The following is a 14,019-nucleotide window of genomic DNA, read 5'->3' as shown; positions in this document are numbered from 1 at the left end:
GCTGCGAAGTCAATGACAAATCGGGACGAAAGCAAAGTTTCCTGTCCTTAGGCGACCTTTAAGGCGCGTTCAAGGGCGGCAATAAGGTCTTCTACGTCCTCAAGCCCGATAGAAAGCCTTAAAAGCCCACCGGAAATGCCTGCGGTCGCCTGCGCCTCGGGCGACATGGCCGCATGAGTCATTGAGGCCGGATGCACGATCAGGCTCTCAATGCCCCCCAGTGATTCGGCCAGCGAAAACAGATCGACGACATCAAGAACCCGTTTGACCGCTTCAATCCCGCCCTTAAGCTCAAAGCTCATCATGCCGCCAAAACCCTTTTGCTGGGCCTTAGCCAGTTCATGCTGCGGATGGGATTTCAGGCCCGGATAGTTGATGCTGGCCACCGCCGGATGGCCCTCAAGATATTCGGCTATCTTCTGAGCGCTTTCCTGCTGCTGGCGCACGCGCACCAGAAGCGTGCGCACCCCGCGCAGTGTCAGATAGCTGTCGAATGCCGATGGCGTACACCCTAACGCATTGGCCCACCAGTTGAGCCGCACCGCTTCTTCGGCATCTTTGGTGACAATCGCACCGCCGACCACGTCCGAGTGACCATTGATATATTTGGTCGTCGAATGCACCGCATAGTCTGCCCCGAAGCTGATCGGGTTTTGCAGGGCAGGCGACAGGAAGGTGTTATCAACCGCCACCCGTGCGCCCGCCGCGTGCCCAAGCTTGATGAGCTTTTGCAGGTCAATCAGCCGCATCAGCGGGTTCGATGGCGTCTCAAGCAACAGAAGGCCCGCAGGCTTCGACAGAGCCGCGGCAATTGCCGCTTCATCGCCCTGATCGACATAGTCCACTTCGATCAGCCCCTGACGCGTCCGCGCATTCAGAAGCCGCTGCGTGCCGCCATAACAGTCATGCGGCACCACCACGCGGTTGTTGGGCAGTTCCTGCCACAACAGATCAAGCGCCGCGAGGCCCGATGAGGTCATGACCGCACCGGCCCCGTGTTCCAGCCTGGTTAAAACCTCGGCAATGACAGCGCGGGTCGGATTGCCGGAACGCGCATAGTCATAGGTGCGCTTCTGGCCGAAGCCTTCGAACGTATAGTTCGACGACAGATAGATCGGCGGCATGACTGCGCCATGCACAGTGTCTGTGTCGATACCGATATTGACGGCCTTGGTGGCGTCCTGTGCGGTTTCAAGATAGGCTTTTTTGCTCATTCTTCCAAAGACCGTTTAACAATGGCGGACACTGTACTGATTTCCTTAAGGAAAGCATCGTGGCCATAAAGGGAGGGAAACTCAATAAAGACGCTGTCGGCAAGGGCTTCATGCAGGGTTTTCATATCGGCATAGGGCACCAGCCGGTCGCTTGGGACGGCGGCTAAAAACACTTTTGCCTTTATATTGGCCGGATCAACACGGTGACGATCAAGGCTGTCTGACATGGAAATCCAGCGATTGGCATCGGTGGCATAGGCATCGCCGCGTGACCTCAGATAACCGCAGACCGTATAGTTTTCACCGGCAGCCTCTGGCGGCGGGCCATCAAAGCGCTCGGAAAACTCATCGTCTGACCGGTAAGTGGTCATCGACAACTGCCGCGCCAGAGAAATACCCTCTTTTTCGTTGCCGGTCTCAAGCCCGAACCTGAGGATGCGGCGCTGAATGCCGCGCATGGCCGTGGCCATCGGGTGTGAGCGGTGGGCGGCGGATATCACGCACAACCGCTCAACATAGTCCGGATAAAGCTCGGCAAAGGCCAGACCGATCATCGCCCCATAGGACGCGCCAATAAAATTATAGACCTTCTGCACCCCAATATGATCAAGGATCAGCCGCACCAGTCGCGCCTGATCGTGGGTGGTGATGGTATATATCTGTGAGGTCGGCAGACGCGGGGCAAACTCAATGCTCAACACCCGCCAGCGATTAAGATCCAGCGCCTCATTCGGGCCAGCGACCCCTTCCCACCATCCGGGCGCGGTGTCGGTCGTGTCTTCCTTGGCAAACAGGATGCGTCCGGCCGAAATACCGCCTGCCGCCACCACAACAGGGGCGTCGGCAGGGCCATAGAGACGGGCCACGACATCGGTCTGCTCCAGTTTCTGACCGCTCATCAGGCGGAAATCATCCGGAATATCGACACGTATGTCGGTACCAATAAGATCAGGCGCAGCAGGGTTCGGATATGAGGTCATAAATCTGGTCTTCGGGTGCACAAATCAGGCTACTCAGGACCAGTCGGAGAAAGGACGCATGGATATGATCCGCGACGTCACGTCTCTCATCTGTCGAAGTCCGAAATTCGGAACTCCGCAGGAGTTGGCACCATACGTAAAAGCCTGAACTCAGGCTCTTAAGCGGTTGCCCCAGCGTCGTCGGGCCTGTCCCTCGGCTGGTCTCGATGAGTATGGGGTCTTATGTGATGATTTAACGCCGGTCGTCAAGGGGCTTGTCCCTTGTCAGGGGGTATCAAAAGATTATGCCGTTGAAACCGGATTTGTGCAGGTGCGAAAAAGTGGTTGTAAAGGTTCCGGTTTTTCCACTTTTAGGCTTATATATCGCCCGTTCGGTGTAAAATTACGCACCACAGGTTGTGCGTCTCGCATAATCTGTTAGGGTTTTGTTAGGGTTTGCTGCCTAACACTTGGGTGCCAATAGCCTTGGCGCCAGTAGATTTCCTTAAATTTTTGAACCATTTACAACCTGCCGGGGGACTGCCGTGGGGGATAAACTGTTTTATAGCCTCATAGGGGGCTGTCTGCTGGTGCTTGTGACATCAGCTCTGATCCTGTGGCCAGAATCAGTGAGACCTGAATCGGCAAAGCCTGAGCCGGACAAGGGCGTATCGGATGTTTATGCGCATAACGCTAAACTGTGAGACGTCGTTTCCGTCTCACAGGTGCCTGATGACCCAATCATTTTGTCCTGACCGGCGTATAATACTGGCCGGTGCCGTCGCGTTTAGCCTTATGCCCTTGTCGGTGCGTGCGTCCTTGAAAGACGGGCCGAAATCGGTTGTTTCCGATGCCCAAAAGCTGGGCACGGGTCGCTTCAGCTATCTCGGCATGACGCCGTTTACCGTGACGCTGTATGCCCCCGAAGGTCAGTACACACCAGATAATCCTTTCGCGATTCAGCTTATATTCCAGAGAAAAATCAAGGCCAGCCGCATCGTTAGCGTCTCCGTCAACGAAATCAAACGTCAGGGCTTCAAGGATGCCGCCAAACTGGCTGAATGGCGTACCCAACTCGAAAGCTTTATGCCGACTATGGAAAAGAACGGCGACATTACCGGTGTGCGCAACGCTCAGGGCCATGCGATTTTCTATCTTAACGGTAACCAGATAGGGGCCATCAGGGACGATCAGTTCAGCCGGTATTTCTTCGGGATATGGCTGTCTGAAAAAAGCCGCTCACCGGCCCTCAGGCGGCAGTTGCTGGGCGTGTAAGACGCGACCCTTCCGCCAGTATGATCCCGCCAACCACCAGTGCCAGCGCCACGAAATGAAAGCTGTGTAAGGCTTCGCGCAGGATCAGAACCGACAGGATCACCCCGAATAACGGGATGGTATTGATAAATAATCCCGCGCGGTTAGCCCCGATCAGGCCAACGCCTTTGATGAAACACACCTGTGAGATCAGGGACGGGAAAATGGCGGCATAGATGACCACACCCCAACCGGTCGCATCGGGCCAGATGATGCCGGTGTCGCGCGACACCCAAAACAGATAGGGCAGGCAGGCGGCAACGGCCCCGATGGTCGGAATAGCCATCATCGACTTCCAGTGGATCGGCGGCTTCCACCTCAGGCTGATCGTATAGCCGGCATAGATCAGCACATTGATCAGCATCAGCGCGTCACCGATATTCAGCTCAAGCGCCGCCAGATTGCCAATCCGCCCATGACTGGCGGTAACGATGACACCGGCGAAGGTGAGGATAAACCCCGCCACCTGCGCCCAGTTGGCCCGGACGCGAAACAGCGCAAAATTCAGCAGAAAAATGGTCAAAGGCATGGCGGCATGCTCAATGACTACATTCAGCGTGCTGGTGTGCACCAGAGCCGTGTACATAATGGTATTGAAGACCCCGAAGCCTATGAACCCATAACCAAGTAAAAGCGGCAGATGACGTCTGATCACCGGCCAGTCGGCTTTGATTTCCTTAAAGGAAATGGCAAAAATAATCCCCATGGCCAGTACCCAGCGCAAGGAATTAAGCATGGCCGGGCTGATGTGGCCTACGGCAATTTTTCCGCCCACCATATTGCCCGCCCAGAACAGGGTCGCCGTCATCAGGCAGAGATAGGCGGTAAGCGAGGATTTATCGGCTACGCGAAGGGACACGGGCTTTCACCTCAGAAGGTCAGGCCGCGATAGCACAAAAAAACCGGTGCGCGTATTCTTTTTGCTTTGACTTTGTCCGAAAGCCTTATAACCACCCACGCTTATTAATTATTTTTGGCCTGCCGTATGGGCGAAGATCGGGACGGATGTAAATGACCACGCTTGTCGTAAAATTTGGCGGTTCGGTGCTGGTGTCGGAAGCGGCACTACAGCGGGCGGTTTCGGAACTCTACCGTTATGTGCGCGATGCCCATAAGGTGATTGCCGTGGTGTCGGCCTTCAAGGGCGAAACCGATCAGCTTCTGCGTCAGGCCGTAAGCTACACCCAGGCCTCAAGTTCCTCCGCCACGCCGCATCTGATTGGCACAGGCGAGGTCAAGGCCTCATCACTTCTGGCCATGGCCTGTGAGCGTTCGGGCATTGTGACGCGTTATCGTTCCGCCAGCGAAATCGGCCTGATTGCCGAGGGCGATCATTTCAGCGCCAATCCGGTATCGCTCAAAACCGAAGTCCTGACCGAAGACCTGAAAACCGTCGATCTGGTCGTGGTGCCGGGCTATCAGGCCGAAACCGCTGCCGGTCAGCCGGTTCTGCTTGGTCGCGGCGGCTCGGACCTGAGTGCCGTCTTTATCGGCAAGTCCCTTAAGGATGCGGGCCATGACGTGCGCGTGCGCCTGACTAAGGACGTAGATGCGGTCTACGACACCGACCCTGCCGCCTATCCCGACACCGCAAAGCCTTATGCGTCGCTCAACTGGGACGAAGCTGAAAAGATCGCCTTCCCGATCGTTCAGGCCAAGGCCATGCGTTACGCCCACGAAAATGACCTCATCGTCGAGGTGGCGGCACTGGCCAAAGGCTATGAAACCGTTCTCGGCACCGAAACAAAGCTGCGCAACAAGCCGGTTCTGAAACGTAAAATCCGCGTCGCTGTTATGGGCGCAGGCGGGGTAGGGGCTATGTTCCTGCAACGCGCTCAGGAATGGTCTGACCTCATTGAGGTTGACCGTATTCTGGTGCGTGATCCGGCCAAGCGTCGTGATCATCCGCTGTCTGCCAAATTCACCGCCGATGCCCGCAGCTTTGCCCGCGCGGATGTAGACGTGTTTGTCGATATTGGCACCGGCGTGTCGCCTTCGGCAGAACTGCTCGAAGACTTCCTGAAACTCGGCGTTGGTGTAACCTCGGCCAACAAACAGGCCGTCGCCGCTGCGCAGGACAAGCTGAAAGCCGCCTCCAAGGCTTCCGGCGCACTCCTGACCTATTCGGCCTCAGTCGGCGGTGGGGCACCGATCATCGAAGCGCTTCTGCGCGCCGTAAAATCACATAAGATCAAATCGATTGCCGGTGTGGTCAACGGTACGTCAAACTTTGTCATCGATCAGGTCGAAGCCGGTAAAACCTTCGATGCGGCGATGGACGAAGCCCGTCGTCTGGGCTTTGCTGAACCCGATTCAACCGCGGATCTTGATGGTACGGATGTTGGCGCGAAGCTGAAACTGCTGCGTGAGATTGCCTTCCCCGGAATCACACCGAACCATGTCGAAGTCGGCGCCATCACCGAAGAGTCACTGGTCATCCCTGAGGGCAAGGGCCTGCGCTATGTCGCCCGCGCTATCATGACCGACAAGGGCCTTGAGGTGTCCATGAAGCTCGAGGTTCTGCCGCTGGATAACTATCTGGTCGGGGCGAAGGGCGAGCAGAACCGCGCCATCATCGAACTGGATAATGGTGAGTTCTGGTATGTAACCGGTAAGGGCGCAGGCGCATGGCCGACCTCCGAAGCGCTTTTGGCGGATGTGCTGCTGATTGCCCGTGATGGCAATCTGAAGGCCTGATGACGCCCGAAGCCTGCAATGCTTTCTGCGCGGCCCTGCCGGTTGCCACCCATGTGGTGCAATGGGGCGGGGCCGACGTCTGGAAAGTCGGCGGCAAGGTGTTTGCAATTATTGGCTGGGGTGACAATAACCACTTAAGCGTCAGCTTTAAGGTCACGTCCTTAGTCTTTGAAATTTATCAGGATCATTCTGACTGTCGGCCTGCGCCCTATCTGGCGTCGCGTGGCATGTCATGGATACAATATTATCAGGGCGAGACACTCAGTGATGATGACCTGAAAGGGCTGATCACTGATTCCCATAAACTGGTCGCCGCCGGTCTCCCTAAGAAAACGCAGAAAGAGCTTGGTCTGATATGAATTATCGTCACGGCTTTCACGCAGGTAATTTTGCCGATCTGGCGAAACACGCGGTCTTGCTCGCCTTCCTCAAAGACCTGCGCACGGCCGAAAAGCCGCTACGGGTGATTGATACCCACGCGGGCGCAGGCCTTTATGACCTGTCCGACCCGCATTTTGCCCGCTCCAAAGAAGCCGAGGCGGGCATCAAGTTCCTGCTCGAACAGGACGCCCCCGACAGCCTTAAGCCTCTGGCGGACTATGTGCGTGCCAAAAACGCTGCTGCAGGCTTCAGGTCACGCATTGGCCTCTATCCGGGATCGCCGCTGATGGTCGTCGATCATCTGGGGTCTGAGGGCGACTATATCGGCTGCGAACTGCGCGAGGATGACTTTGAGCGCCTGAAAGACACCATTGGTCGCCGTGGCGATGTCGATCAGGCCGATGGCTACAAAACGGCCCTGAAGCGCAGCGACACGCCCAAAAACCTGTTGTGGCTGATCGATCCGCCGTTTGAACGCGGGGATGACTATGACCGCATTTGTGAAGTGCTGGCCGAAGGCCTGAAACTAAGGCCGGACCTCATGGCGCTGGTGTGGTTACCGCTCAAGGATCTGGAAACCTATGACCGCTTCCTGCGTCATCTCGAATGTGCGCTGTTCGAGGATATTTCCGATCATGGCCCTGAGGTTGAGGCGGCGCAAATCCGCCTGCGTCCGCTGATTAACCCGTTGAAAATGAACGGCTGTGCGCTGGTGACCGTCAATGCCCCTGCGGCAGGCTCAATCGCCCTGTCTGCCGTGGCCAGGGACGTGGCCGCCCTGTTTGGTGACGCAGGCTCTAAGGCCGTCATTCAATCGATAGATTGACGCGCTGCTGCCATAATCTGGCTGTGTTCCGACGGATAATCGGGCCAGATATTTACGGAGGACAGCCCTGTGGAAGCCAATGAAATTCATCGTGGACGCCTGATTGATCATATTCAGTTGGTGGTTAAAGACCTGCCTGCCAGCCACCGGTTCTATCAGGCGATATTAAGCGTGCTGAAAGTGCCGATGGGGGATTATATCGAAGGCGATTATTTCTGGGCCGATGAACTGTTTGTTTCGTCCAAGGACAGTGTTGCGGCGCAGGGGCATCTGACGGGCCGTCATCATCTGGCCTTTCAGGCCAATAGCCGCGAACAGGTTGAAGCCTTTTATCAGGCGGGACTTGAGGCGGGCGGCACAGATAATGGCGCACCGGGTGAACGACCCTATCATCCCGGCTATTATGCGGCGTTTCTTATTGATCCTGACGGCAACAATATCGAAGCCGTCTATCATGGCGAAGCCAACCGCTCGGCGACGTCGGTGAAGATTACGTTCTAGAAGGCCTTTACAACCTTGCCTTTATCTCACGGCGTGTCAGTTTAGCGTGCAGGCTTTGTAGGTAATGGGCAGACCGATGGATTCTTATGCTTGAACTAACTGATTATGGTTGTGGGACGCATCATTTTCCGTATGCCTGCTTCGTGTGCCGGAAGTCCTTTAAGCGTCCCTTGGTAAGCCTCAAAAAGCAACGAGGGTTAAACAGGGTGGCGACACTAAAGGCTGAGTTGGCGGCGAAAAGATTTGAACGGACTTTTCGTCACAAATGCCCTCAATGTAGTGGATTATGTCACTTCATGGGGCGTGACTTTAAAGCGCCCAAGACAATGGACAAAAAAGGATGGGCACGGGTTGAGCGGTTTATTTACTCAGGACGTACCTATCACCATGGTACGCCTGTTGATGACGTTAAGTGGCCATTACGTAAACAGGTGAGGCGAACTTAGGCATGAGTGGAAAATTTTCCGAACGCAGTGAGGCAAGCGCGACGGCGCGCCGCGGCCTATGCCGCGCCCTAACGGAGCGGTGAGCCAATAGCGCCCGCGACAAGCGGGTGCGGCGAACTTAAGCGTGAGTGGAAAATAATGGTGCCGGTTACAAGATTCGAACTCGTGACCTGATGTTTACAAAACAACTGCTCTACCAACTGAGCTAAACCGGCATAATCGGCCCGAAAGGCGATCAAGGCGGCCCTTATGCCAAGCTGTTTCGCTAAAGGCAATCGTCTGAATAAGATTTTGTTGTGAAAAACTGACAAGGGAGTGTTTTCGCCCTGCGGATTGGTTTAAGAGATCACGGCGTTTTCATTGTCAGCCACCAGAAAGCCTTATGTCCCGCATCCTCATTACCTCCGCGCTTCCCTATATCAATGGCATCAAGCATCTGGGCAATCTGGCCGGTTCCATGTTGCCAGCGGATGTCTATGCGCGCTTCAAGCGGGCGAGGGGCGATGAAGTACTGTTTATCTGTGCGACCGATGAGCACGGCACGCCTGCGGAACTGGCGGCAGCCAAGGCTGGTCAGGATGTGCGCACCTATTGCGCCGAACAGCATGACATTCAAAAAAGCGCCGGTGAGGCCTATGGCTTAAGCTTCGACTGGTTCGGACGGTCTTCATCGACGGAAAACCGTGACCTGACCCAAAGCTTTGCGCAGGCCCTTGAGGACAACAACCTGATCGAAGAACGGGTAGATCGCATGATCTATTCGATCGATGACGGACGTTTTCTGCCCGATCGTTATGTCGAAGGCACCTGTCCGCACTGTAAATTCGAGAAGGCGCGCGGCGATCAGTGCGACAATTGCGGACGCTTGCTTGATCCGACCGACCTGATTGATCCCTATTCATCCGTGTCCGGTTCTCGGAACCTTGAGGTGCGTGACACCAGCCATCTCTATCTGCTGCAAACCAGGGTCGAACCTGAACTGCGGGCATGGATCGACACCAAATCAGACTGGCCGCAACTGGCGAAATCCATCGCTCATAAACACCTAGAGGAAGGCCTGATTGATCGCGGCATTACCCGTGACCTGAGCTGGGGCGTGCCGGTGGCCTATGAAGGCACGCCGCGTCCGGGCTTTGAAAACAAGGTCTTCTACGTCTGGTTTGATGCGCCGATTGAATATATCGCGGCGACACAGGAATATTTCAACCAAAAGGGTGATCCCGATGGCTGGAAGCGCTGGTGGCGATTGGATCAAGGGGCGGAAGACGTCAACTATGTCCAACTGATGGGCAAGGACAACGTCGCCTTCCACACCGTGAGCTTCCCCGCCACGATCATCGGCTCCGGCCAGCCGTGGAAGCTGGTCGATACCCTTAAGGCGTTCAACTGGCTCAACTGGTACGGCGGCAAGTTCTCGACCTCGATGAACCGCGGCGTGTTTATGGATCAGGCGCTTGAGCTTTTGCCGGCTGATTACTGGCGCTGGTATCTGATTGCGCAATCGCCCGAAGGCTCGGATTCGTCCTTTACGTGGGAGCAATTCCAGTCAACGATCAACAAAGACCTTGCCGACGTTCTCGGCAATTTTGTTAACCGTATCGTCAAATTCACCGAGTCCAAATTTGGTGGTATCGTCCCCGAAGGTGGTGAGGCAGGCCCACTGGAACAAAAGCTCTATGCCGACCTGTCGGCGCTGCTGACTGAGGCCACAGAGGCTTTTGAAGCCATTGAGATGCGTAAGGCGGCGCAAGCCGTGCGTCGTATCTGGGTGCTGGGCAACGAATACCTTCAGGAAGCGGCCCCATGGACGGCCTTTAAAACTGATCCTGAACGCGCCGCTGTGATCGTCCGTCACGGGCTTAATCTCGTGCGTCTCTATGCGGTATTGTCTCAACCATTGATTCCCTTTGCCGCCCAAACCATTGCCGACAGCGCGGGCTTAAGTCTGCCGCAGGACTGGCCGACAACGGACGCCCAAACCGAACTGTCAAAACTCACTGCCGGAACCACAGTGAAATCCGGTGAGGTGCTGTTCAAAAAGATCGAAGACGACCAACTCACGACATGGGCAGAACGTTTCGGCGGCGCCGAAGCCTGACCTTGCCTCTCTCCTCCCTATGCGGAGCATGGGGAGGTGGATCGGCGCGACAGCGGCGAGACGGAGGGGTTTCTTCTTTGCGCCTTCGAAACCTGCATAAATTGTCACACCGATCTGATCCCTACTGGAAATTTATAAGGGTAAATCTATGCTGCCCTCAATGATTGACTTCTCTAAGGATTAAGCGGGGCTTTCCATGAATATTGCCAAGGCATTATTTAGTTTTGACGGGCGACTGAGACGCCGTGATTTCTGGATTTACAGTTTCATTCTGTGGTTGCTGACGGCGGCCTTTGTCGTCGTATTTGGCGGTGACCTTGAGGACGCCAGCCTGCTGCGCCCTTACCGTTTCGAAGGGGCCGGGCTTATCGGTTTTGCCGCCGGCCTGGTGGTGCTCTATGCGACCCTGGCCATACAGGTGAAACGCTGGCATGATCGTAACAAATCATGGCTGTGGGTACTGATTACCCTGATCCCGTTTATTGGTTGGCTGTGGGTCTTTATCGAGTGCGGCTTCTTTGAGGGTACACGCGGTGCCAACCGTTTTGGCCCATCGCCAAAGGACTGAGTTTTACGCCCTGCCGGAATGACTACTCAGATGTTCCGGCGATATACCAATGGCCTTTAGCGCTTTCTGCCAGATCAGAGACGGATCGCGGGCAAAGATAATGTCATGGCTGGCGGGGGCCACCAGCCATGTATTTTCACGAATTTCAGCCTCAAGCTGGCCCGCACCCCAGCCGGCAAACCCCAGCGCCACGACCGCCTTGGACGGCCCCTTGTCTTTGGATAAATCCTCTAGAATATCGCGCGATACCGTAAGCCCCAGACCTTCGCTCAGATCAAGGTCTTCGGGACTGACATTCAGCGGCAAGGTAACATCATCAAGGAAGTAATCGAGGCTGTGCAGGACGAAACCCCGTTCGTTCTGCACCGGCCCGCCGCTGAAAATCCGGCGTTGATTGACGTGATCGTGCGGACTGGGGATGCCGAGTTCCTCAAGCATACGCCCGAAATCAAGCCCGATAATCGGCTGATTGAGCACAAGGCCCATGCTCGATTCGGCGTCATGTTGACACAGATAGATGACGCTGTGATCGAAGTTCGCGTCTTCGAGACCCGGCATGGCGATCAGCAGCTTGCCTTGCAGGGAGTCCGGTTCGAGGGTGGGGGCAGGTGTCTCGCTCATGCCCCTAAGATGGGGGCATAAGATGACGCTGGCAAGGCGAAACATAACGCAAAGAAGGTAATCAGACTTCATCTTCATACTTCCCCATCTGTGATGGGGAAGGTGGCTTTGGCATCGATTGATGCCAAAGACGGATGGGGGTTCTGGCTTACTTGTTATAAAGTCAGCCCCCCAGCACCTGAAATATTATGCTGCCAACTCGCCCTTTATGCCCTGATCCAGCAGGGCAATGGTGCGCTGAAGGCCGAAGATGGCCACAAACGAGCCAAAACGCGGCCCCTGTGATTGCCCCAGCAGCACCTCATAAAGGGCCTGAAACCACGCCCTGAGTGGCTCGAAGCCATGTGCCTTACCGACCTCGAACACAAGGTTCTGAATGGTTTCGGCATCGCGGGTTTCGGGATCAAGCGCGGCAAAACGGTCGCGCAGGTCAACCAATGCCGCTTTTTCCTGATCGCTCGGCAGACGGAAGGTCTTTGAGGGCTTCACGAAGTCCTCAAAATAGTTGAGCGCATAACCCGCCAGACGATCCAGCACCGGCTCGGAGTCCGGCGTCGCCCCCGGAATATAGGCCTTGAGGAAGCCCCACAGGGTGTCCTTGTCGGAGGCATTGGCCGCCGACACCAGATTGAGCATCAGGCCAAAGGTCACCGGCGGAGATTTAATCGCCGTATCGCCTTTCAGGACAAACCACACCGGATTTTCGATCTGCTTGGCCGGTTCCTGATTAGGATAGGCGTCCAGTTGCTGGAAAAATTCGTCGGTCGCCCGCGGGATGACGTCAAAATACAGCTTTTTGGCTGATTTCGGCGACTGGAACATATAGTAGGCGAGACTTTCCGGTGCGCCATAACGCAGCCAGTCTTCCATGGTCAGGCCATTGCCCTTGGACTTGGAAATCTTCTGACCGGCCTCATCGAGGAACAGTTCGTAATTGAAGCCTTCCGGCGGGGTGCCACCCAGGACCTTACAGACCTGAGACGAAACCTTGACGGAATCGATCAGATCCTTGCCGGCCATTTCGTAATCGACGCCCAGAGCCGCCCAGCGCATAGCCCAGTCAGGCTTCCACTGCATCTTGACGTGGCCACCGGTAACCGGAACTTCAAAGCGTTCGCCGTTTTCTTCAAACACAATCGTACCCTTCGACAGATTGCGTTCTAAGGTCGGCACCTGAAGCACATGGCCGGTCTTGGGCGAAATCGGCAGGAAGGGTGAATAGGTGGCGCGACGATCCGGCCCCAAGGTCGGCAGCATGACCTTCTGGATATCATCGAAACGCTCAAGCGCCGTTAGAAGCGCCTGATCGAACTCACCGGACTTATAGCTGTCGGTCGAGGACTTGAACTCATATTCAAACCCGAAACCATCGAGAAATGCCCTGAGCCGTGCATTGTTGTGCGCACCAAACGACTCATGCGTGCCAAACGGATCACGCACCACCGTCAGAGGCTTATACAGATCCTCATGCAGGATTTCAGGGTTAGGGATGCCTTCGGGCACCTTGCGCAGACCGTCCATATCGTCGGAAAAGGCCACGAGGCGCGTCGCCCAGTGTCCGCCGGTCAGAAGCGTAAAGGCCTGACGCACCATGGTTGTGCGGGCCACCTCGCCAAAGGTGCCGATATGCGGCAGACCCGACGGGCCATAACCGGTTTCAAACAGAACCGGACGGTTAAGCCCCTCAAAGGCCTTGAGCGCCTCATCGGTTTTTCCGGCCTCAATCAGGGCCTTGGCCTGTTTCTGGTCTTCAAAGCTTTTCAGACGCGTTTTCAGCAGGCGCGCAATCAGATTGCGGGCTTGCTCGTAAGGCCATGCACGGCCTGTTTGCGCGAGAAGGGTAAGCTCAGAAGACATGAAAAAAGCCTGATCTTTCTTTGAAAATGAAAAGAAGGATCAGGCTTTAAGCTTTGTGTTGCGCCGCGTCAATTCCATTGGGGCAAAAGCGCATTACCCGCTTTATCTTCTCCCTCCTGCTCTGCGGGAGGGTGGCGCCTTGCGTCAGCAAGGTGACGGAGGGTTTTATACGCAGGAACGGGGGGCTAAGCTTAAGCCTCCACAATGCCTTTCTCGGTCAGGAGCGTCTTCAACTCACCTGACTGGAACAGTTCGCGCACGATGTCGGCACCGCCGATAAACTCTTCCTTGATATAAAGCTGGGGAATGGTCGGCCAGTCGGTATAGGCCTTGATGCCTTCGCGTAAGCCTTCGTCCTGAAGCACATCCACACCGGCAAATTCGACGCCTAAGTGATCCAGCACCTGCACCACAAGTGACGAGAAGCCGCAGCGTGGCTGATCAGGGCTGCCCTTCATAAACACGACGACCGGATTATTCTGGACGGTCTGTTCGATGAACTGGCGGATTTCAGGCTGAATGTCTTGGCTCACGACG

Annotated in this window: 13 protein-coding genes, 1 tRNA gene and 1 riboswitch; of the genes, 7 read left to right on the top strand and 7 right to left on the bottom strand. The window is 55.7% G+C overall.

Features of this window, described 5'->3' with window-relative positions:
• Positions 1-47: 47 nt before the first annotated feature.
• Both metB and metX read right to left on the bottom strand, forming a co-directional pair.
• A complete protein-coding gene (gene metB / locus E5201_RS07585) occupies positions 48-1,214 on the bottom strand; it encodes a cystathionine gamma-synthase (protein WP_140985455.1) in 1,167 nt (388 codons plus the stop codon).
• Entirely contained in the window at positions 1,211-2,194 is a 984-nt protein-coding gene (gene metX / locus E5201_RS07580; RefSeq protein WP_140985454.1) for a homoserine O-succinyltransferase MetX, read from the bottom strand. Before metX ends, metB begins: the two co-directional genes overlap by 4 nt.
• A gap of 83 nt (positions 2,195-2,277) precedes the next feature.
• Positions 2,278-2,407: riboswitch (SAM riboswitch) on the bottom strand.
• A gap of 498 nt (positions 2,408-2,905) precedes the next feature.
• Here metX and E5201_RS07575 point away from each other — a divergent pair.
• Positions 2,906-3,448, top strand: a complete 543-nt coding sequence (locus tag E5201_RS07575) for a chalcone isomerase family protein (protein WP_181404564.1) — start codon at positions 2,906-2,908, stop codon at positions 3,446-3,448.
• On the opposite strand, the gene E5201_RS07570 is transcribed toward E5201_RS07575, so the two are convergent.
• Positions 3,423-4,346, bottom strand: coding sequence for a DMT family transporter (locus tag E5201_RS07570; RefSeq protein ID WP_246050471.1), 924 nt, complete (start codon positions 4,344-4,346; stop codon positions 3,423-3,425). The genes E5201_RS07575 and E5201_RS07570 overlap by 26 nt on opposite strands.
• A 152-nt stretch (positions 4,347-4,498) precedes the next feature.
• On the opposite strand from E5201_RS07570, the gene E5201_RS07565 reads away from it, so the two are divergent.
• The 4 genes from E5201_RS07565 (at position 4,499) to E5201_RS07550 (ending at position 7,892) form a co-directional block, all read left to right on the top strand.
• A complete protein-coding gene (locus tag E5201_RS07565) occupies positions 4,499-6,184 on the top strand; it encodes an amino acid kinase family protein (protein WP_140985452.1) in 1,686 nt (561 codons plus the stop codon).
• Positions 6,184-6,543 carry an MmcQ/YjbR family DNA-binding protein gene (locus E5201_RS07560; protein WP_140985451.1) on the top strand — a complete coding sequence of 120 codons (360 nt, stop codon included), beginning with the start codon at positions 6,184-6,186 and terminating at the stop codon, positions 6,541-6,543. The genes E5201_RS07565 and E5201_RS07560 overlap by 1 nt, the downstream gene beginning before the upstream one ends.
• Complete coding sequence (gene rlmJ, locus E5201_RS07555; protein WP_140985450.1) at positions 6,540-7,391, top strand: 23S rRNA (adenine(2030)-N(6))-methyltransferase RlmJ; 852 nt, start codon at positions 6,540-6,542, stop codon at positions 7,389-7,391. The genes E5201_RS07560 and rlmJ overlap by 4 nt, the downstream gene beginning before the upstream one ends.
• A 69-nt stretch (positions 7,392-7,460) precedes the next feature.
• Positions 7,461-7,892 (top strand): VOC family protein, encoded by a 432-nt coding sequence (locus E5201_RS07550; RefSeq protein WP_140985449.1) that lies wholly within the window; start codon positions 7,461-7,463, stop codon positions 7,890-7,892.
• 585 nt (positions 7,893-8,477) lie between these two features.
• Here the strand turns inward: E5201_RS07550 and E5201_RS07540 are convergent.
• Positions 8,478-8,553 (bottom strand) — tRNA-Thr (locus tag E5201_RS07540).
• A 167-nt stretch (positions 8,554-8,720) separates the two neighbouring features.
• Between E5201_RS07540 and metG the strand changes: the two genes are divergently transcribed.
• Both metG and E5201_RS07530 read left to right on the top strand, forming a co-directional pair.
• Complete coding sequence (gene metG / locus E5201_RS07535; protein ID WP_140985447.1) at positions 8,721-10,436, top strand: methionine--tRNA ligase; 1,716 nt, start codon at positions 8,721-8,723, stop codon at positions 10,434-10,436.
• A 196-nt stretch (positions 10,437-10,632) separates the two neighbouring features.
• Positions 10,633-11,004, top strand: coding sequence for a DUF805 domain-containing protein (locus tag E5201_RS07530; RefSeq protein WP_140985446.1), 372 nt, complete (start codon positions 10,633-10,635; stop codon positions 11,002-11,004).
• 3 nt (positions 11,005-11,007) lie between these two features.
• Here the strand turns inward: E5201_RS07530 and E5201_RS07525 are convergent, their stop codons facing one another.
• The 3 genes from E5201_RS07525 to grxD all read right to left on the bottom strand — a co-directional run bounded on the left by E5201_RS07525 (position 11,008) and on the right by grxD (position 14,015).
• The gene (locus tag E5201_RS07525; protein WP_140985445.1) at positions 11,008-11,625 is read right to left on the bottom strand and encodes a YqgE/AlgH family protein; all 618 of its coding nucleotides are present in this window, start codon (positions 11,623-11,625) and stop codon (positions 11,008-11,010) included.
• Positions 11,626-11,811: 186 nt separating this feature from the next.
• Positions 11,812-13,482 carry a lysine--tRNA ligase gene (locus E5201_RS07520; protein ID WP_140985444.1) on the bottom strand — a complete coding sequence of 557 codons (1,671 nt, stop codon included), beginning with the start codon at positions 13,480-13,482 and terminating at the stop codon, positions 11,812-11,814.
• 191 nt (positions 13,483-13,673) lie between these two features.
• On the bottom strand, positions 13,674-14,015 hold the full coding sequence (grxD, locus tag E5201_RS07515; protein WP_140985443.1) for a Grx4 family monothiol glutaredoxin: 342 nt from the start codon (positions 14,013-14,015) through the stop codon (positions 13,674-13,676).
• Positions 14,016-14,019 lie beyond the last annotated feature (4 nt).

This window comes from Asticcacaulis tiandongensis (genome assembly GCF_006475605.1).
In the GTDB taxonomy this organism is placed as follows: Bacteria; Pseudomonadota; Alphaproteobacteria; order Caulobacterales; family Caulobacteraceae; genus Asticcacaulis; species Asticcacaulis tiandongensis.
This window is presented reverse-complemented; position numbering and strand designations above follow the sequence as displayed.

Excerpts from the sequence above, each read along its gene's own strand:
- metB (WP_140985455.1), bottom strand. The coding sequence starts at position 1,214 with ATGAGCAAAAAAGCCTATCTTGAAACCGCACAGGACGCCACCAAGGCC.
- metX (WP_140985454.1), bottom strand. The coding sequence starts at position 2,194 with ATGACCTCATATCCGAACCCTGCTGCGCCTGATCTTATTGGTACCGAC.
- E5201_RS07575 (WP_181404564.1), top strand. The coding sequence starts at position 2,906 with ATGACCCAATCATTTTGTCCTGACCGGCGTATAATACTGGCCGGTGCC.
- E5201_RS07565 (WP_140985452.1), top strand. The coding sequence starts at position 4,499 with ATGACCACGCTTGTCGTAAAATTTGGCGGTTCGGTGCTGGTGTCGGAA.
- E5201_RS07560 (WP_140985451.1), top strand. The coding sequence starts at position 6,184 with ATGACGCCCGAAGCCTGCAATGCTTTCTGCGCGGCCCTGCCGGTTGCC.
- rlmJ (WP_140985450.1), top strand. The coding sequence starts at position 6,540 with ATGAATTATCGTCACGGCTTTCACGCAGGTAATTTTGCCGATCTGGCG.
- metG (WP_140985447.1), top strand. The coding sequence starts at position 8,721 with ATGTCCCGCATCCTCATTACCTCCGCGCTTCCCTATATCAATGGCATC.
- E5201_RS07530 (WP_140985446.1), top strand. The coding sequence starts at position 10,633 with ATGAATATTGCCAAGGCATTATTTAGTTTTGACGGGCGACTGAGACGC.
- E5201_RS07525 (WP_140985445.1), bottom strand. The coding sequence starts at position 11,625 with ATGAGCGAGACACCTGCCCCCACCCTCGAACCGGACTCCCTGCAAGGC.
- E5201_RS07520 (WP_140985444.1), bottom strand. The coding sequence starts at position 13,482 with ATGTCTTCTGAGCTTACCCTTCTCGCGCAAACAGGCCGTGCATGGCCT.